The following is an 18,070-nucleotide window of genomic DNA, read 5'->3' as shown; positions in this document are numbered from 1 at the left end:
TTGGCGGATGGGACGCCACCGGGGTTAATTGGCTTTTGCGCGGCTTGGGGCTTGGCGATACTGGCGCTCGTGAAGCCAGATCTAAAATCATCGAACGTCCGTGCCTCAAAGCACGCCCGGCGCCGCGCACGCGAACGCGGCTATAGCCTGCTTGAAGTGTTGATCGTGCTGACGATCATCGCGCTTATCGCCGCCTTAGTGGGTCCAAGGCTCATGGCCCAGCTTGACCGCTCGAAAGTCACGGCTGCGCGGGTGCAGATCCGGGCGATCGCGTCCGCCATTGAGACCATGAGATTGGATCTTGGCCGCTATCCCAGCGAACAAGAAGGTATTGAATTATTGAACGCGCCGCCCGCAGGCCAAGATAGCGGGCTTTGGCGCGGGCCTTATCTTGATGCAGAAACCCCCATCGATCCTTGGGGCCGGGCTTATCTTTATAGCCCGCCTGAAGGCGATTTTGGCCGCCCGCGTATCTTGTCTCTGGGTTCAGACGGCGCGCCGGGCGGGGAGGGATTGGCGAGCGATATTGTCTATGGCGATGAGCCCTGAACGAACGCGTCGCGGCGAACGCGGCTTCAGCCTTATTGAAGCGATCGTTGTGGTGACGTTGACCGGCTTATTGACTTTGATGATCTTGCCGCTCTTGCCGCGCACCAGCGCTCAGAGCGCAAATGTAGCGGCGCGCGCAAATCAAAGCTTGGATGAAGCGCGCGGCGAGCGCCAGTTGCGGCTTTTGCTGCGCGCCGCATTGAGCGAACCAGATCCAGATGGCGCCGATGAAGAGGCCCCCGATCATCATGTCCCGGGCCGAAATCGAGTCGCAAGTCTTGGTCTTCAGGGTGATGCGCAAACGCTTTTGGCGACCCCGGCTTTGTCTCAGCCGCTGGCGTGCGCCAGCGCCGGGGCGAGCGTTATTCAACTTATCGTACGCGCCGGCGCTCTTAGATGCCGATCGGGCGCCAATGAAAGCGTGCTGGTGGCGCTCAAAGACGGCGCAGAGGCAAGCTTTTCTTATAGCCGCGATGGGCGCTCGTGGAACGGGCGCTGGGAGGGGCCGGGCGCGCCTTATGTGCGTTTTCAAATAAGGCGCGGCGCCTTGGTCGAACGCACGATCATTGAACGGGCCGGAGGGGCGCCTTCATGAGCGCGCGAACAAAAGAACGCGGCTATGCGTTTTTATTGGCGATTTTCGTGGTCGCAGTGTTAGCGCTTTTGGTGTTGGCCGCAGCGCGCGTCTTTAGCGATATGCAAACCAGCCAAGCGCGGCTCCAGCAGGGCGGCGCCCGTCGCATCGAAGCAGAATCGGTGATGGCGCATGTCGCATTTGCGATTTTGACCGGCCGCAGCGAGGCGCGTGCGGTGAGGCTACGCGGCGATGATGAATTGAGGCTCGATGGGCGCTGGCAAAGGCTCGCCTTAGAACCCCAGACACTGATTGCAGTTCAAGATGAAGCAGGTCTTATAAATCTAAATGACGCCGACGCGCAGGCGCTTGGCCAATTATTGAATGATCTGACGGGGGCCTCTGAGAGCGAGGCGTTGGCGGCGGCGATGGCCGATTTTGCCGACGGCGATGATTTGGTGCGCGAAGGCGGCGCAGAAGCTGACCGTTATGCGGCGGAGGCTTTGCCGGCGCCGTCCAATCGGCCAATCGTCTCGCGATGGCAGGCGCTTGAGGTTTTAGGATGGCGCGAGGCGGTGAGTGCGCGCGCCCGGGTGTGGGATGTTATCGCCGCTGGGCCAAGCGAGGCGGCGCTTAATGTTAACACCGCGCCGCTTGAGGTGTTGGCGGCGATCTTTGCCGACCGGCGCGCCGCAATGGACTTTGCCCAAGAGCGCGAGGTCGCGCCGCTTACCGATCTTGCCCAGCTTGAGGCGCGGTTAGGGAACGCTGCGCATGCGCCTAGCGCCGGCTTTGCCATTGCGCCCGGGCGAAGATTTCGCGTGCAGGCCGTTTTCGGTTCGCGAAGCGGTTTTGATGGGTTTGAAAGACTATTGCAGCTTGAGAACGCCGAGGCGCAGCGCCCGTTTCGTTGGCTCCAAGAGCGCAGCATTGGATTGGCTCCTTCAAGACATGACCAAGAAGTCACCACCATCGCGCTCGACGCGGCTGCTTCTTGAGGAGGGCGCGTTTGAAGCGGGGCCGCCCAGGGCGCGCCGACGCGATCTGGTGTTAAGCCGGGCGCTTTGCCGATATAGGTTCTTTGAACGTCCCGCCGATTTATCGAACGCTGAGTTCGCCAAGGCGCGTCAGCTTTTTGCCGAAGCGCATGCGCCTTACCCAAACACCGGAATGATGATTTTGCGCGCTCCCAAAGGCGCCTCGATCTGGTATTGGGACAAAGCCAAGTCTGCAGAATTTCCGAACGCAGAGATTTCGCCAGAGAGTGTTTGGCGCGGCGTCGGCGAAGATGGTTGGCGCGTAATTACCTGCGCTGAAGGCTATGAAGCGCAATATTGGCAAGACAAGACGCTTATCGCCTCAAGCTGGCGGCGGCAGGCTTTATCGGCGGCGCAATGGCGCGCTTTTGTGTTGAGCGTTGAAGCGCAAGGTTTGGCGGCGCCTGAACTTGCCCCTTCGCCAATTGAAGCGGCTTTTGCAGATGGCGCGTGGCGCCGGTCGCTTGTGAAGGCGCCCTTGTCATGGGCCGATGTTGAAAAAATTGGCTTTAGCGCCGCGTTGTGTGCGCTGGCGGCGAGCGCTCTGTTTTGTGGGCAGGGGCTGCGCTTTGGCGCTTATAGTGCTGAGGCGCGCGCGCGCCATAGTGAGCTTGAGGCGCGGTTTCGCGATGATCGCGAGCTTGCGCGGGCGCTTTTGCATTATCGTCAGGTTGAGGCCTTTAGCGCCGCCTCAGATCGGGCCCTGGTTTTGACGGCGTTGACCGAGGCGCAAGAAACGGCCGGCGAGTTTGGTTTAAATCTGCGCGCCTGGCGCGCCGATAGCGCCGGTTTGAGCTTTAGTTTTGAAAGCGCCATTGGCGAGACGCCGGTGCGCGAAATTGTAAGTGCGATCGAAGCGCAGCCGCATCTTTGCAACGCGACCCCTGAAATTGCGGGCCCCCGCGAAATTGAAGTGCGTGCCGATTTGAGCGCTTGCGAGGGGGCCGATCTTGACACTGTTCGCTAGCCTTGCCGGCAAGTTTAAGGCGCTGACCGCGCGTGAGCGCGCCGCGCTTGCGATTTTAGCGGCGGCGCTTTCGGGCTTTATTTGCGCCGGCGCCATCGAATGGGCCCAAAGCCAAGCGCGGGCGGCGCATTTGGCCGAGCAAAGATTAGCGGCGCTGACGGGTCTTCATGGAGCGCTTGAAGATGTGGCTTATCGCCAAGAGCTTGCCCATGAGGTCGCCCGCGCTTGGCGCTGGTCGTTCGTGGATGATGCGCTCGCCGGCGAGAGCGTTAGAAGTGAGATTGAAGGCTTTTGCCAAGGCGCGGGCATGGCCGGGGCGCGCGTGCGTCTAGAAGAAGCGCCGGCGCGGCGCGGCGCTGTCGGGCTGGTGCGGGTTGAGGTCGAAGCCAGTTTTGATTGGCAAAGCTTTTTAGCTTTGCTCTCGGCGCTGGAAGTCAGTGACAAAAGCTATGCCGTCAGCGCTATTGCGCTTCGCCAGCAAGAGGCCGGTCCAGAACTTAGCATAATTATTGAGGCGCCCACTTTGGCTGGGAGCGCGCGCAATGAAAGTTGAGCTTTTGATTTTGGGCTTTGGCGTGTCAGCAGGTTTTGCCGCCGGCTGGCTCTTAACGCCGCCGCCTTCGGCGCCTGTTGCAGCGCCAATTATCGCCCCCGCCCTTGTACATGCCGGAGTTGAAGCCGGTGACATGCGCGAGCGCCTTGAAAGGCTTGCCCCAGCGCCCGCCGAGCTTGCGCCAGAGGCGCCGCCAGCGCCTGATATCGCGCTTTTGTTTCGCCGTGATCTCACCGCCATTGAAGCTCAAGGCGAGGCGGCGATCGTTTATGTGGTTGACGGCGCCTGGTCGCGGCAAAGGCGGGCTTTGCGCGTTGGCGATATTTACCGAGATGGTTGGCGGGTTTCGGCAATCTCGGCACAGCGTGTGCAGCTACGTCGTCGCCGCGAGATACGTTCGGTTGAGGCTTTCGCGTTGCCGGTGATTGAGCCTTAGCCAACGACAGGGCGCTATTAAAGGTGTGCCTAAAGGAGACAAAAGTGGCGATCGCCAAGCTGGCACGGCGTTTCAAGAGCGTATCAATATTGGCGGCTTTGGCGTTGCTCGCCAGCTGCGCTTCGTTTCCAAGACTGCAAGCGCCGGTTAACCACGATCGCCAAACCCAATCGGAGGCCGCCGCGACAGCGCCAGCGTCAAACCCGGCGCCGCGCGACAATCGGGTTGAGATTTTATCGCCGGTGCTGGCGAGTTCTGAAGAGCCGCGTGAGATCGCGCGCGTTGCCCCGACACAAGATCAGATCGCGGCCCTCATCAGTGAGCGCGACATTCAGGTGAATTTGCCGCCTCAGCCTTTGGCGCAATTTATCGACACGGTGTTTGGTGAATTGTTGCGCGTGCCGTACGCGATGGGGCCGGGGATTGCTGAGCGGCGCGATTTTATTGCGTTGCGCGGCCCTGACGTCATGAGTTCGACGCGTCTATTCACCATGGCGCAAATGTCGCTTGCCCAATATGGCCTTGCGGTGGTGATCGACGAAGGCGGGGTGCATATTCTGGATGACACGGTGATGAGTGGGCGCGCGCCGAGCTTTATCCGCACCCGCACCAGCCCCGAAACGCCGGCGCCATCGCGCCCGGTCATGCAATTTTTCTCGATCTCGACGCTTGATGTCGATGCAATCATGCCGCTGCTTGAGCAGGCCTATCCCAATCGAGGCTCTGTGCGCTTTAGCGCCGAAGCGGCGACCAACACGCTTTTGATCAGCGGCAGTGCGCGCGATGTCGCTGCTGCGGCGGCGATTGTGCGCCAATTGGATCAGCCGAATTTCGCCAGCGGCCAGATTGCCCGGGTTGAGCCTGTATTCATGAGCGTTGAACAATTGGCTGGCGATGTCTCACAGGCGCTTCGAACCGAAGGCTATCGGGTTCAAAATCCGCTGGAGGCCAATGGCGGTGCGTTCGTGATGTTGCCGCTTGCCAATTCCAATCAGGTTTTGATTTTTGCCAACGATGAGCGGCTGTTTGAGCGCGCGCTTTATTGGATACGTGAGCTCGATACCGCCGCAGCCTTGGGCAATAGCGATGGCATTTTCATCTACACCGCGCAAAATATGAGCGCTGAAGAATTGGGCGCCTTGGTTGGCGACACGACAAGCGCCGAGCCGGGCCAAAATGCAGTGACGCCGCCGGAAGTGGCGGTGCGGCGCGTCAATGGCGTGGCCGTGGGCCAGCGCAACAGTGAGAGTGTGCGTCGAAGCAACGGGCTGACCATTGATCCGGTCGGCAACCGGATATTGTTTCGCGGTGCGCCAAGCGAATATCAGCGTTTGCGCGAAGTTTTGGTCGAGCTTGACCAGCCGCCGCGCCAGGTGCTGATCGAACTGACGGTTGCGGAAGTGACGTTGACCGATGAGACGCGCTTTGGGGTTGAGTGGTATTTGAACCAAAGCATTGACGGGGGGCTGTTGGAGGCGACGACCGAAGGTGGGTCTAGCCGTCAGGCAGGCGGTCTTGGCGTCATCGCCTCGCATGTCTTTTCACGCGGCACCGTCGAAGCGGCGCTCAACGCCTTTGCGTCGAACCGCAATCTCAACATTTTGTCGACGCCGCGCGTGTTTACGCGCTCGGGCCGCGAGGCTGAGATGCTGGTCGGCACTGATGTGCCGATCATTACGTCACAGCGCGCTTCCGATAACCAAACCGGCGGCGACACCGATGTTTTGCAGACCGTGCAATATCGCCAGACCGGCATCATTTTGAACGTGCGGCCGATCGTTTATGGCGACGACCATATCGACATCTCGCTTTACCAGGAGGTCTCGAGCCAAGAGCCGAACACCGGGGCTGCGATCAATAGTCCTTTGATCCGCAATCGCAGCGTCAGCACGCAGATTTCTTTGCAAGAAGGCATGACCGCGGTGATCGGCGGTATGATGCAAGACACTTATTCAAGAAACCAACGCGGCGTTCCTGGGCTTAAAGATATTCCGTTTATTGGGTCTGCGTTCAGAAGCGAAGAAGTGAGCGGCGATAAGGTCGAGTTGGTGATCATGTTGACGCCTTACATTGTGCGCGATGATGAAGACATTGAAGCGATCGCACAGTCGTTGACGCAGTCGGTCAACACGACCATGCGCCGGCGCGGCATGCAGGTTTATACGCTCTATCCGTGGCGTCTGCCGTTTGGCGATGCGCGCACCCATACGCGTAATTTGCATACGCCGACGCCGAATTAATCGGCGGCAAAATTGATCCGGCGCAGATGTAAGCTGCAGATTTACGCTGCAGAGTCTCGCCAGCTTAACATCAATCGCGAAGCGCGCCCCAACCGAAGACATTGTCGCGCCCCGGCGCGCCTAGATCTTCAGCGCCGGCGCGGAGATGTTCAACGACGCGGTTGGATTGACGCGGCGAAGGCGCCGATAAATGCGCAGCCGCAAGCGCGCTGATCACCGGCGCTGCAAATGAGGTTCCGGTTGCGCGCAAGACGGCGCCATTTAAGGCGACGGGCACATCAACGCCAGGCGCGGCAAAGTCGATATAAGCGCCGCGATTGGCTCTGAAATAGGGCGCGCCACTGGTGTCGATGGCGGTGACGGCCAAGACGCCATTAAAGGCGGCAGGAAAGCTTGGACGCGCTGTCGGTCCGCCATTGCCGGCGGCGGCGACGATGAGGTGTCCGCGTTCTGCTGCCCGCTCGATCATCTCGGCGAGGATGGCGTTATTGGGTCCTTCGATGCTGATATTGATGACGGCGACGCGATTGGCGATCATCCAATCTAGAGCGCTGGCGATGCGTTCGGCAGAGGCGGCAAGCGCGCCATCGGTGCTGTGTCCAAAGACGTCGGCGACCTGGACCCGGGCGCCGTTGGCGACAGCAATCGAAGCCACCAGCGAGCCGTGCTCATGCGCGATCGGGGCGGCGCCGGCAAAGGCCTGATGGCTCAAGACTGCGTTTGGCGGCAACGCCGAAGTATCAACGCCGGTGTCGATGACGCCCAATACGCCGCGCAACGGCGCCGGCGCTGCAGCGACGGCGCCCATTTGGGTTCGCACTAATGCTTCAGCGCTGCGATAGATGTTGTTGGCGGTGACGATGGCGCGCGGGGCAAGGCGCCTGAGGCGCCGAGCGGCGTCTTCCACGCTCATGCCTTGGGGGGCGCCCAAGCGGGTGATGACCCCGCCTGAGGCTAAAGCCTGCGAGGAAATTTCTCTAAAACCTGCGCCGTTCGCGCGGGCGATGTCGCGGGCTTGGCCGATTAAGATGATCTCGCCGACGACGCGTTCATCGCCGTGGCTGTCGTGTTCGACCGCGTAGATTTGGGTTTCAGCCACCAGGGCGGCGTTATTGGCCTCGGCGTGTTCACCGCCATGAGAGCCGCTATTGGACGAAGACCCCGAATTGGCGCTTGAGCCAGAATTGGATCCAGAGCCTGAGTTCGACCCAGACCCTGATCCAGAACTGCCTGAGTTCGAGCCAGAGCCCGAGCTAGACCCAGAGCTGGATCCAGAATTGGAGCCTGAATTTGAGCTTGAGCCTGAGTTGGACCCAGAGCCGGACGTAGAACTCGACCCAGAATTGGCGCTCAATTCAGAGCTTGATCCTGAATTTGATCCAGAGCCGTTCTCGGTGTTTTCACTCGAGCCGGAGTTTGATCCAGATTCAGAGCTTGATCCAGAATGGGCGCCGGAGCTGTCTGAACTGTCGCCGCCCTCGCTTGAGCCTGAATTGGATCCTGAGCTTTGCTCGCTGGTTGCTGAGCTGTCGTCGCTGCTGGAGCCGGAATTCGAGCCAGAACTTAGCTCTTGGTCGCTATCGGAGTTCGAACCTGAACCGCTGTCCGATCCGCCCTCGCTTGAGGCTGACTGGTCATCGTCGCTGTTGGTGTCGCCGCTCTCGTTGGAGCCTGAATGATCGTCTAGATCGCTGCTGTCAGAGCCCGAATGATCATCGTCGAAATCGTCAAAGTCGCTGTCGCTTGAGCCTGAATGATCCTCTTCGAGCGCATCATCAATCGTATCAAGATCGCCGCCGCCGCCATCGTCTGAGCCACGGTCGAACATGATTGGAATGGGCTCGCGCCCGAGCGCCGGCGCGAGCAAGGCGCTAAGGCCGGCAAACGCTGCAATTGAGAGCGTTATCATTATGCTACGCTTGATACGAGAAGCGTGCGTCATCGTTATCCACTCCACACTTTAACCATATCATGGATGAGCGCTCGGGGAAATAATCACGCCGCCGGGAATAGAATGCCCGTTTGATCGGTAGTGGTTGTACGGAAATGAGTGAGGACAATCTCGCGTTCCGAAAAGAACTGGTGTCGCTGCTGCCGCGGCTGAGGCGCTTTGCCTTGGCTTTGGCGGGGCGCACCGACCTGGCCGAAGACTTGCTGCATTCGGCGCTGGAGCGGGCATTGCGCAATTGGAGTGGGTTTCAGGCCGATAGAAGACTTGATTCTTGGATGTTCAAGATCATGCAAAATAGCTGGGTGGACATGCGGCGCGCCGAAGCCAGATCGCCGACCCAGCCATTTGAAGATCTAGATTTTGAAGGCGAAGACGGACGTCAGACCATTGAACAACGCGATGAAATGCGCGCTGCCCGGGCAGCGTTCGCAAATCTGGCCGAAGAACACCGAACGGTGCTGGCTTTGGTGGTGTTTGAGGGGCTGACTTATGTTGAAGTGTCCGAGGCGTTATCGATACCCTTAGGCACGGTGATGAGCAGGTTGTCTCGCGCGCGCTCGGCGATGGCGGCTTTGATGCAACGAGCGACATTTGCGAAGGTGAAAAAGCAAAACTGATGTTGGACGACGATCTTCTCAGCGCTTATCTCGATGGCGAGCTCTCGCCGGCCCAGCGCATCATGGTCGAACATAAAATTCGCCATGATCCGGCCGCAGCGGCGCGCTTGGAACGCATGGCTGGCGCTGATGCGGCGTTGAAATCGGCGTTTGACCTTGCACCGTCTGCGCGGGCCGATGGCTTGGAAGATTTTATTTTGAAGGCGCCGCCGAGCGGTCCCGCAAAGATCGGGCCGGTCGCCAGATATCTGAACGAGCATAGGCGCTGGCGTTGGGGGGCGGGCGCAGCGGCGATGTCGATGGCGCTTATCTGTGGGATGGTGCTTGGCGATGCGCTCAATCGCGCCGTTGTTGAGCCCTATGGGGTCTCTGTTGGCGAGGGCCATTTGTTGGATCAGCTCGCCAGCGGCGAAAGCGCGCAAATCAACGGCGCGCGCTTTGAGCCGATTTTGAGCGTGCGCACGGCAAGCGGCGATTTTTGCCGTCAGTTTCGTTTGGACGGCTCTGAACAGCGCACCGATGTTTTGGCCTGTAAAGGCGCGTCCGGCTCATGGCGGATGATTGCGGCGACGCCGGCGCCCAGCGCTGATCTTTACGTCGCCGCAAGCGGCGGCGGCGTCATTGATGCGGCGATTGCAAGATTGGGCGCTGTTGAAGCGCTTGATGGACCAAGCGAGCGCCAGGCGATCAATGATGGCTGGCGTTAAGATCAGCGGCTGAAAACGCGCTTGGTTTTCGAACCGACGACGTAGCTCAAGCATAGACAAAACCGCCGCCGATCTTCGATCGGCGGCGTTGAGCATTGGCGAGGCAAGAGAGTTAATCGTTCAATGCGCCGGGCAGCCAGTTAAAGCGGATGCCGGCTGTTTCATCGGCGCTTGCGTCTGAAAGGCCGGCGCTGGCTGTAAAGGTGACGCGCAAGCGCTCGCTCATGCGATAAGAAATATAAGCGCCGGCGCTGGCAGGATTTTCACCGCCCTCGATGGAGGCCTCGCGCCAGCTTCCAAAAGCGCCGACGCGGACGCGATTGGTGAGCGGCGCCCATGCGCCAATCGCCCCTTGCATGCCGTCTTGGCGTTCTGGACCGTCATCGGTTTGGCCTAAGAAGCGATAGCCAGCCGAAACATAAACCCCGCCTTCGTCAGTCGAGACGCCAGCTTCACCGACCAATGAATAATCGACCGCGCCAACCCCAAGCCCCTGCGTTTCATCGCCGCTGGGCAAACGCGCGCGCGCGCTTGCGGTGACATAAGCGGGTGAGCCGCCGATGCGGCGAAAGGCGCGTTCGACCGATAAGGTTGTATCACCGATGCCGCGCTCTGCGCCTTGGCGCGCGCCGGTGCTCTGGCTGGTTTCGCCATCTTCGGTGACGTCGGCTGGACCTGTCACCGTGAGATAGGAAGAATTGGCTCTAAAGGTCCAATCATCGACGCTCAATCGCACCCCGAACGGCACGGCGATAATCTCGGTGTTTTCAGCTTGGCCATATTTGCCGTTGGAATAGTCGAGGCCGGCGGCAAAGCTTAAGCGCACTTCGGCGCTTGCAGGGCTTGCAAGCGAGGCCGCGGCGAGGGCTAAGGCCAACGCGAGCGCGCCTTTGGGGACGTTCATTGGGTTCTCCTCAATGCTCCCGCATTCGACACAAACCAGAGCGGCTTTCACCGCGTTTCTCTCATAGCGGAGGCGATCGGGTTCGATTTCCCATTGGCCGCATGTTTTAATCGAGACGAGCGCCCATAAAAGGCGAGCCGCTTCGCTTTGAAGGCGAGGGCGAGGCCCGGCGCGAAGATGAGCCCTCAGGCGCGAGTTCAATTGACAAGCGCCGCTCCAAAGCGCCCTCGATGGGCTCTTCAAACGAAGGGGAGAGGGCAAGTGTTGCGTGTCGGTTTGTGTGTGCTGGTCTTGGCTTTGGGCGCTTGCAACAAGTCCGATGCCGGCGCCAATCATGAGCTGGCGCAAACCATGTTGCGCGAGCGCGGCGCGCCCGATTTCGCAGACGCCAGCACCGATGCCTTCGCCGCCATTCGTCATGAGCCAAGCGGCATGGTCTGTGTTCTGCCGCCTAATGGGGCATTTGCATTCGATGTCTTTCCAGCCAACGCCCAAAACGCCGGAGCGCAATGTTCGAGCACCCAAGATGGGGTGGCGGTCGGTTGGGTTGCTGTGCGTTTTTCTACGCCAACCACGCTTGACGCCGTGTTTAGCGCCAGCGTGGCGCAATTGGCCGCTGGATTAGAGCCTGAAGCTTGGCCAGGCCAAGTCAGCGCCGCCGATCTTCAATCGCCACAAGGGCTGGTGCATTATCGCATTCAGCGTTTGCAGGCGCCGGTTGGCGGTGAAATGCAATTTTTGCGCGTCGCTGTGGCCGAACGCGATGGCTGGTATTTGCAGCAAATTGTTTCTGCGCCGATTGCATCAGCGCAAGAGGCCGAGACGGCCGCTGGCGAGATCTGGCGCCAAGGTTTGGCGCGCTTTAGCGCCCCTAATGTAAGCGACGCCGCTGCCGCAGGCTAAGCGCTTGCCCATTTTGGGTCGGTCGGCTCTTAAGGCTTACATTATGCTAAGATGTGGCCTTCGGCCTTGAGAGGCTAGGCTCAAAGACGTCGCGTTTGGGCGCTTGGGCTGGCGAGGATCGAAATTTTGCCGCCGCCCTTAGGGAATATCCAGGCCGCCGCGCGGTAATCATCAAACGTTATGTCGTCTGCACAAAGAGAGTTTCAAAGCGCGCTCGTTAGTTTGCTGCCGAGATTGCGCCGGTTTGCGCGCTCGCTTTGCGGCGCATCGGACCTGAGCGAGGATGTGTTGCAGACGGCGTTAGAGCGCGCCTTGCGCAGTTCGGCCGGTTTCGACCCGGCGCGGCGCTTGGATAGTTGGATGTTTAAAATCATCCAAAACGTCTGGATCGATAATCGCAATGAGTTTGCACGCCGACGCCAAGTTCAAATCGAAGAGGCCGAACATATTGGCCTTGATCCGACCCCGTTTTTGGAAGCGCGCAGCGATCTTGTTGGGGTGGTGCGGGCGTTTTCGGACTTGGCGCCTGAGCAACGCGCAGTTCTGACGCTCGTTGTGCTTGAAGATTATTCATATCAGGAGGCGGCGGAGACCCTTGCAATCCCGATCGGCACCGTGATGAGCCGATTGGCGCGCGCGCGCGCGGCGATTGCAGAGGCGCTCAAGTCTTCGCACCAAACTGACGAAGATGGCCGCGAGAATGGCCAGAAAGATCTCCGGGAAAACGGCCAGGAGAGCGGCTAGGCGATGGGGTTGGGATCTTCTGATGATTGACGAGCAGATCGGCGCTTATCTGGACGATGAATTGGACGCCAGCCAACGTGATGTGCTGCGTCGACGTTTGAGCGTTGAAGCGGCGGCGGCTGAGCGTTTGGATGCGTTCGCGCGCGTCGACAGCCAGTTGCGCGGCGCGCTGGCGGTTTCGCCTTCGCCATCGGAAGATCCCTTAGCGAGCAAATTGCGCTCGTTTCGCCGCACTGCTCGCCAAGGCCAATGGCGCCGCCAGGTGAGCGCGCTCATTGGCGTTTGCATCTTGGGCGTTGGCGTAGGGGCAGGCTTTGGTCATTTTTACGCCCCCCACGGGCGGGCTTTACCGGCCGATGTGATCGCCGCGCTCGATGAGGCGCCAAGCGGGCAAATGCGGTCTTCTTTGAGCGGTGAAATTAGCCTTACACAAACAATAAACACCGATGCTGGCGTGTGTCGCCAAGCGCAACTTTTGACCTTAACGGGCAGTTTTGCGTTGTTGGCGTGTCGTGATGGCCAGAGCTGGGTAAGTGTTGCTTCTGTAACGACCGCTTCGCCAAGTTCGGGCCATGGCATGAGCATGGAGGCGCAAGCCTCGATCTTTGAGGCTGTATTGGCTGCGCGCGGGACGCCGGTTCTGGTTGGCGCCGATGAGGAAAGCGAACGCATCAATGCCCATTGGCGTGTGCGATCTTCAAACTGAAGAGCCAGACAATGTGACGGGCCGGTCAGCGCGGCTGAACGTCAAAGCTAACTGAATGATAAGTGCACAAGCATCTGGATGGTCTTGCGCAATGCTTGCGTCTTCGGCGCGAATGAAAATGAGAGGCGATTTGACGGCGCTGTCTTCAGCATGAGCGCGGGGAATAAAACGCTCACGCTTCAGTAGTGAAAGTCATGGCGGCGCGCCCGTTGCGCCATCAAAGGTAAGGCGTCCCGGTGCGGCGCTGACTTAGCGCTAAATGGGGATGGCTAGTGGAAACGACGATCGAGATGCCACCAAAGAGCTTCAACTTCGATGTGAAAGCCGCCAATGGCGGGCCGGATTTGAAGGCTCTGCATCAGCGTTTGCAGCGCGCAAAGCGCTCGTTTGTTTGCCGTCATCTTGAAGTTGAACAAGCTGCGGGTTTATCCAAAAAACTCGCGCCGCAATCTGGTCACGTGTTGCTTGCGGTGGTGAGTGAGCTTGGTCATCACGCCCGATTGGAATCGCCCCAGGGTCGACGCGCGCAGCTTTATGTGGGCGATGAAATCCTCGTCGCTTATGGCGCCCGTTATGCGCCTGACCAATTTGAAGCGATCGTGCCCGACGCGATCGGGCCTTGTGATCTTGTTGCAGGCGGGGGCATTGCAGCGCGGGTTTTAGCCCGCCATGCCAGCGTTAAAAAGCCGACCGCGATTACACCGGTTGGCGTGCTGACCGACAGCGCCGGTGGTGCGCTTAATCTTGCAGATTTTGCGCCCGCTTCGGTTGGCCCGCGCGCATCGGACGCCGATCACGTGGTGGCGGTTGTCGGCACTTCGATGAATGCCGGTAAGACCACGTCAGCGGCCAATCTTATTCGCGGCCTTGCGGCTGGAGGGCTGAAAGTCGGCGCCTGCAAAATTACCGGCACCGGCTCGGGCGGCGATATCTGGTCGATGCGCGACGCCGGCGCTTTGGTGGCGCTTGATTTTACCGACGTGGGTTACGCCACGACGGCCGGGGCCGAGTTCGGCCAATTGGAAAATGCAGCGCACGCGCTCATTGATCGGGTTGCAGCGAGCGGGGTTGATATCGTCGTGGTTGAGATCGCCGATGGTCTTTTCCAGCGCGAGACCTCCGCCTTGTTGAGTTCGGCGCGGACCCAACAAAGACTGGATGCGGTGTTGTTGGCTGCGGCCGATTCTATGGGCGCTGTGATGGGCGCTCAGTGGCTGCGCGAGCGGGGACTGCCGCTTCGCGCGGTGACCGGTCTTATCACCTCTTCGCCGCTGGCTATGCGCGAGGCGCAATTGCAATTGGGTGTTGAAGTTGTGGCCACGCGCGCGCTCTTAAATTCGACCGATGCGGCGCGCGTTTGTCATCATGCGCCGTTTGTGGCGATCGGCGCGCTCTCATGATCCCACTGACGCGTGGACGCATCGGGCTTTTATTGATCTTGGTCAGTGTCAGCCTTGCGCTCGCTGCGATCGCGGCGGGGGCGGCGTTTTGCGTCCAGCTTGGCGTTGATGCTTTGGTCGCCGATCAATTCATCGGCGTGCGCGCGATCGAGCTTGCTTTGGTTTTTGTGCTGCTGGCCGGCGCCGGGGCGGCTTTGGAAGTGTTTCGCGCTTGGGCCGGTGAAAAGCTCGGCCTTGGTTATATCGGCGAGCTTCGCGGCCAATTGTTCGATCATCTCTTGCATGTGTCGCCGGATGTGCTCGCCCAACGCGGGCAAGGGGGGCTGTTATTGCCGTTTGTCGGCGATCTTACAGCGCTCAAAAAATGGGTCAGCGATGGGCTGGTTCGTTTGATCTCGGCGACGGCGAGCACGTTCTTGTTGTTGGCGGCGCTTTCTTGGCGCAGCCCATTTTTGGCCATGGCGGCAGGCGCGATCGTGTTGGTTGGCGCTTTGGCGGTGCTTTTTCTTTCGGGGCCGTTGAGCCGGGCGATTAAGCAGACGCGCAAAAGGCGCGGCGCGATCGCAGCTTTTGTCTCGCGTAGCATCCGCGCTGCAGGCGCCATTCGCGCCTTCAACCGGTTTGGTCGCGAGAGCAAGCGCCTGGAAAAGCGCAATGAGGCTTTGGTCGAAGCCAGTTTGAAGCTTGCGCAAGTGTCGGGCGCGATGGCGGCCATCGTTCATATGACCGGACTTGGATTGGTGTTTGCGGCCTTGGCCATCGGCGCATTTGAAGTGCGCGATGGGGTGTTGAGCGTTGGCGCGGTGGTCGCGGCGATCTCGGTCAGCGGCTTATTGGCCGGCGCGGTGCGCGATTTGGGCGTTGCCTTTGAATTGTGGCGCAGGGCAAGTGTTTCGATTGCAAAGCTGAAACAGACGCTTGGTGTTGAATTGGCCGTCGCGCATCCGCGGGCGGCCCGTTCGGCTAAGACCGACGACGCCCTTGTGTTATCTTTGCGCGAGGTTGCGGTTAACGCGTTGTTCGCGGACGTGAGCATGGACATTCGCCGCGGCGAGATTGTCGCCATCAGCGGTGAAAGCGGCGCTGGAAAGTCGACCTTGTTGGCCATTGCAGCGCGCCTTAGCGAGCCTGATCGCGGGCGCGTTAGAGTGCTGGGCCGCGATGCGCGTGATCTTAAAGTGGGGAGCTTGCGCGGCGCCATTGGTTTTGCCGGTGCTGCAACACCGCTGCTGGTGGGTTCGTTGGCGATGAACCTCACCTATCGGGCTCCGAATGCATCGCAAGAGGAGATCGCTGCGGTCATTGAAGCATGCGAACTGCAAGCAACGATCGGGCGCTTGAGCGGCGGGCTTGGCTTTAAACTCAGCGAAGGCGCGCCCGAACTTTCAGCTGCTGAGCGTCAAAAGCTGCAATTGGCGCGCGCCATGTTGGGGGCGCCTGCGCTTTTGGTTCTGGATGAAGTCGACAAGGATTTCGATGCTGAGACCGCATCGCGCATCGGTGAGCGACTGATGCATTATCCAGGCGCCATCGTGATGGCGGCGCAATCTACGCCATGGCGCCAACGCGCGACTAGCACATGGGTGATCGAAGCGGGCGGTGTGCGTGCGCAAGCTATGTCGGCTGTGCGCTTGGCGCTTATCGATGGCGGCGCCTCTGGGCGAGAGGGCGCAAGTTCATGAGTCCAATGCAGATCATCAAAGCCGACGAAACTTTGCCGAGCGGCAAGGTTGGCTATTATGAAATTCCTGGACCGGCGCCGCGGCGGTTCTTTTTTTATCGCGCCAGAAACGAAGTGGCCGGCGCGCCGCTTGTGGTCTCGGTGCACGGCATCGCGCGCAATGCGGCCGCGCACACCTATCGGCTGATTGATGAGGCTGAGCGTTACGGGCTGAGCATCCTTGCGCCGCTCTTTGAAAAAGAGCTCTACGGCCAATATCAGCAATTGGCTGATGAGCGAACCGGCGCGAGGGCCGATCTTGCGCTTTTCGACATGCTGCATGCGGTGGGGCGTTTATCGCGCGCCGACACCCATAAGATTTTATTGTTCGGGTTTTCAGGCGGGGCGCAATTTTCACATCGGTTTGTATTCGCCCATCCCGATCGGGTGCGCAGCGCCGTTCATGTCAGCGCCGGCTGGTATAGTTTTCCCAATGAAGAGCGTCGCTATCCGCGTGGGTTAAATCCCAAACGCACGCCGCTTCAGTTTGATCTTAAATCGGCGCTTAAAGTGCCGCAGCACGTTCTGGTCGGCGGCCAAGATCTGGAGCGCGATCATTCTTTGCGTCAAAGCGCGGGACTTGATCGAAGTCAGGGTTTAACGCGCGTCGAGCGCGCCCGGCGCTGGGTCGATGCGATGGCCGCGGTCGCCGGCGAAAACGCTGCGCCCAGTTTTGAACTCATGGCCGGCGTTGCGCACAGCTTTGCTGAAGCTGTTGAAATCAGTTCTTTACCGCGCCGTGTCTTCGATCGGTTTGCAAACGACGTTGATTTGTCGCTCATCTGAGGGGAAAAATGTAATGGCAATTTCGGTACGTGACGTGGTCGGCGCAGCGATGTTGTGCTGCGCATTGGGAGCGGGCGCGGCCCATGCCGATGAAGGTCTTGAAGCCGGCGCCAGCGGCCTAAGCTACGAAGCCGGTGATTTCTCGATCAATCTTGGCGGCCGCTTGCACTTGGATGCAGCGCAAGTCGACGATACCGGCGTTGATATTGACGATGAAGCGGTGCGTCGCGCGCGTCTTGAACTCAGCGTCCGTTATGATGATTGGCGTTTGCGCGTTGACCGCGAATTTTCAAATGGCGGCGGCTGGCGCAACGTCTGGCTGAGCTACGACGTCAATGACGATCTCACCATCAAGGCCGGCAATTTCATCGCGCCTTTTAGTATGGAAGACGTTGGAAGCTCGAACGAGACGATGTTCATGGAGCGCTCGCTGGTGCAGGCTCTGGCGCCAGGTTTTGGCGTCGGATTGGGCGCAAGCTATGAAGGGCGCCATTTTGGTCTTTCGGGCGGCTATTTCACCGACGCCATCGACGCTGAAGATAATAACCCCGCCGAAAAGGGCGATGGTGTCTCGGTGCGTGCGACCTGGAGCCCGATCGAGCGTCGCCAACACACGCTGCATTTTGGCCTCGGCCTTGATCGGCGCGAATTTGCCAGCGCCGACACGCGCACGATCAGTTCAACGCCGGAAGCTTCGCTGGCGCCGGTTGCGATCACTTCAGGTGTTTTGACCAATCTCGACACCTCGATGAGCTACAATCTTGAGGCGGCCTATTCGACTGGGCCGTTCTTGGTGCAGGCCCAGTTCGTGTCGTCGAATTTCGAACGTTCGATCGGCGCCGATGTCACGGCCGACGGCTATTATGTTCAAGCCGGCTGGGTGCTCACCGGCGAACAACGTCGTTATGGCGATGCGGTGGGCGTGTTTGCAGGTCCCCGTCCCGAGCATGCCTGGGGCGCGCTTGAACTGGCTGGGCGCGTGAGCTCGCTTGATCTTTCCGAAGCCGGCGTCGGCGCCAGCGGCACGGCCGATGATTATACCGTTGGTCTGAATTGGTATCTTGGTCGCAATTTCCGACTGATGGGCAATTTCGTGCATTCTGAAGTCGATGCGATCAACCCAGCGCTGGATCGCGATATCGATATCGTGCAAGCGCGCGCGCAATTGGATTTTTGATCCGTTGCATCGGCGGAGCAGGGCTTTAAAGCCTTGCTCCGCTGATCTTACGCTTGATGCGCGCCTGCGTTGGCTAAGCGGGCAGGCGCGCGGTTGCAG

The 18,070-nt window shown here is 59.8% G+C and carries 19 protein-coding genes; 17 read left to right on the top strand and 2 right to left on the bottom strand.

The window, feature by feature from the left end; genetic code table 11:
* Positions 1 to 51 precede the first annotated feature (51 nt).
* Genes gspG through ATE48_RS07185 form a run of 7 tightly spaced genes read left to right on the top strand, consistent with a single transcriptional unit; the run spans position 52 to position 6,356 of the window.
* Positions 52 to 549 carry a type II secretion system major pseudopilin GspG gene (gene gspG, locus ATE48_RS07215; RefSeq protein ID WP_228126835.1) on the top strand — a complete coding sequence of 166 codons (498 nt, stop codon included), beginning with the start codon at positions 52 to 54 and terminating at the stop codon, positions 547 to 549.
* A complete protein-coding gene (locus tag ATE48_RS07210) occupies positions 539 to 1,144 on the top strand; it encodes a type II secretion system protein (RefSeq protein WP_228126834.1) in 606 nt (201 codons plus the stop codon). Before gspG ends, ATE48_RS07210 begins: the two co-directional genes overlap by 11 nt.
* On the top strand, positions 1,141 to 2,121 hold the full coding sequence (locus ATE48_RS07205; protein WP_066769502.1) for a type II secretion system protein GspK: 981 nt from the start codon (positions 1,141 to 1,143) through the stop codon (positions 2,119 to 2,121). The genes ATE48_RS07210 and ATE48_RS07205 overlap by 4 nt, the downstream gene beginning before the upstream one ends.
* A complete protein-coding gene (locus ATE48_RS07200) occupies positions 2,054 to 3,127 on the top strand; it encodes a hypothetical protein (protein WP_228126833.1) in 1,074 nt (357 codons plus the stop codon). The genes ATE48_RS07205 and ATE48_RS07200 overlap by 68 nt, the downstream gene beginning before the upstream one ends.
* Positions 3,111 to 3,680 (top strand): hypothetical protein, encoded by a 570-nt coding sequence (locus ATE48_RS07195; RefSeq protein WP_066769497.1) that lies wholly within the window; start codon positions 3,111 to 3,113, stop codon positions 3,678 to 3,680. The genes ATE48_RS07200 and ATE48_RS07195 overlap by 17 nt, the downstream gene beginning before the upstream one ends.
* A complete protein-coding gene (locus tag ATE48_RS07190; protein WP_066769493.1) occupies positions 3,670 to 4,116 on the top strand; it encodes a hypothetical protein in 447 nt (148 codons plus the stop codon). The genes ATE48_RS07195 and ATE48_RS07190 overlap by 11 nt, the downstream gene beginning before the upstream one ends.
* A gap of 44 nt (positions 4,117 to 4,160) precedes the next feature.
* The gene (locus tag ATE48_RS07185) at positions 4,161 to 6,356 is read left to right on the top strand and encodes a secretin N-terminal domain-containing protein (RefSeq protein ID WP_066769491.1); all 2,196 of its coding nucleotides are present in this window, start codon (positions 4,161 to 4,163) and stop codon (positions 6,354 to 6,356) included.
* 70 nt (positions 6,357 to 6,426) lie between these two features.
* Here the strand turns inward: ATE48_RS07185 and ATE48_RS07180 are convergent, their stop codons facing one another.
* Complete coding sequence (locus tag ATE48_RS07180) at positions 6,427 to 7,455, bottom strand: S8 family serine peptidase (protein WP_066769488.1); 1,029 nt, start codon at positions 7,453 to 7,455, stop codon at positions 6,427 to 6,429.
* A gap of 49 nt (positions 7,456 to 7,504) precedes the next feature.
* On the opposite strand from ATE48_RS07180, the gene ATE48_RS07175 reads away from it, so the two are divergent.
* From ATE48_RS07175 to ATE48_RS07165, 3 genes are all read left to right on the top strand, one after another.
* Entirely contained in the window at positions 7,505 to 8,035 is a 531-nt protein-coding gene (locus ATE48_RS07175) for a hypothetical protein (protein WP_066769486.1), read from the top strand.
* A 367-nt stretch (positions 8,036 to 8,402) separates the two neighbouring features.
* Positions 8,403 to 8,924 (top strand): RNA polymerase sigma factor, encoded by a 522-nt coding sequence (locus tag ATE48_RS07170; RefSeq protein WP_066769483.1) that lies wholly within the window; start codon positions 8,403 to 8,405, stop codon positions 8,922 to 8,924.
* A complete protein-coding gene (locus ATE48_RS07165; RefSeq protein WP_066769481.1) occupies positions 8,924 to 9,631 on the top strand; it encodes an anti-sigma factor family protein in 708 nt (235 codons plus the stop codon). Before ATE48_RS07170 ends, ATE48_RS07165 begins: the two co-directional genes overlap by 1 nt.
* 112 nt (positions 9,632 to 9,743) lie before the next feature.
* Here ATE48_RS07165 and ATE48_RS07160 read toward each other — a convergent pair whose 3' ends face one another.
* Entirely contained in the window at positions 9,744 to 10,535 is a 792-nt protein-coding gene (locus ATE48_RS07160; RefSeq protein ID WP_156767649.1) for a hypothetical protein, read from the bottom strand.
* A 261-nt stretch (positions 10,536 to 10,796) separates the two neighbouring features.
* Between ATE48_RS07160 and ATE48_RS07155 the strand changes: the two genes are divergently transcribed.
* From ATE48_RS07155 to ATE48_RS07125, 7 genes are all read left to right on the top strand, one after another.
* A complete protein-coding gene (locus tag ATE48_RS07155; protein WP_156767648.1) occupies positions 10,797 to 11,438 on the top strand; it encodes a hypothetical protein in 642 nt (213 codons plus the stop codon).
* A gap of 180 nt (positions 11,439 to 11,618) precedes the next feature.
* Entirely contained in the window at positions 11,619 to 12,182 is a 564-nt protein-coding gene (locus tag ATE48_RS07150) for an RNA polymerase sigma factor (protein WP_066769472.1), read from the top strand.
* A gap of 22 nt (positions 12,183 to 12,204) precedes the next feature.
* Entirely contained in the window at positions 12,205 to 12,888 is a 684-nt protein-coding gene (locus ATE48_RS07145; protein ID WP_066769461.1) for an anti-sigma factor family protein, read from the top strand.
* A 272-nt stretch (positions 12,889 to 13,160) separates the two neighbouring features.
* The gene (locus tag ATE48_RS07140) at positions 13,161 to 14,288 is read left to right on the top strand and encodes a molybdopterin-guanine dinucleotide biosynthesis protein MobB (protein WP_156767647.1); all 1,128 of its coding nucleotides are present in this window, start codon (positions 13,161 to 13,163) and stop codon (positions 14,286 to 14,288) included.
* The gene (locus ATE48_RS07135) at positions 14,285 to 15,970 is read left to right on the top strand and encodes an ABC transporter transmembrane domain-containing protein (protein WP_066769458.1); all 1,686 of its coding nucleotides are present in this window, start codon (positions 14,285 to 14,287) and stop codon (positions 15,968 to 15,970) included. Before ATE48_RS07140 ends, ATE48_RS07135 begins: the two co-directional genes overlap by 4 nt.
* Complete coding sequence (locus ATE48_RS19995) at positions 15,967 to 16,794, top strand: alpha/beta hydrolase family protein (protein ID WP_228126832.1); 828 nt, start codon at positions 15,967 to 15,969, stop codon at positions 16,792 to 16,794. The genes ATE48_RS07135 and ATE48_RS19995 overlap by 4 nt, the downstream gene beginning before the upstream one ends.
* Before the next feature lie 13 nt (positions 16,795 to 16,807).
* Positions 16,808 to 17,971: an OprO/OprP family phosphate-selective porin gene (locus tag ATE48_RS07125; RefSeq protein WP_066769452.1), complete on the top strand. Its 1,164-nt coding sequence runs from the start codon at positions 16,808 to 16,810 to the stop codon at positions 17,969 to 17,971.
* Positions 17,972 to 18,070: the final 99 nt, after the last annotated feature.

Origin of the sequence: Candidatus Viadribacter manganicus (assembly GCF_001679665.1) — a bacterium.
Lineage (GTDB): Bacteria > Pseudomonadota > Alphaproteobacteria > Caulobacterales > Aquidulcibacteraceae > Vitreimonas > Vitreimonas manganica.
Note: the sequence above shows the minus strand (reverse complement) of the source record. Positions and strands in the feature narration are given on the sequence as shown.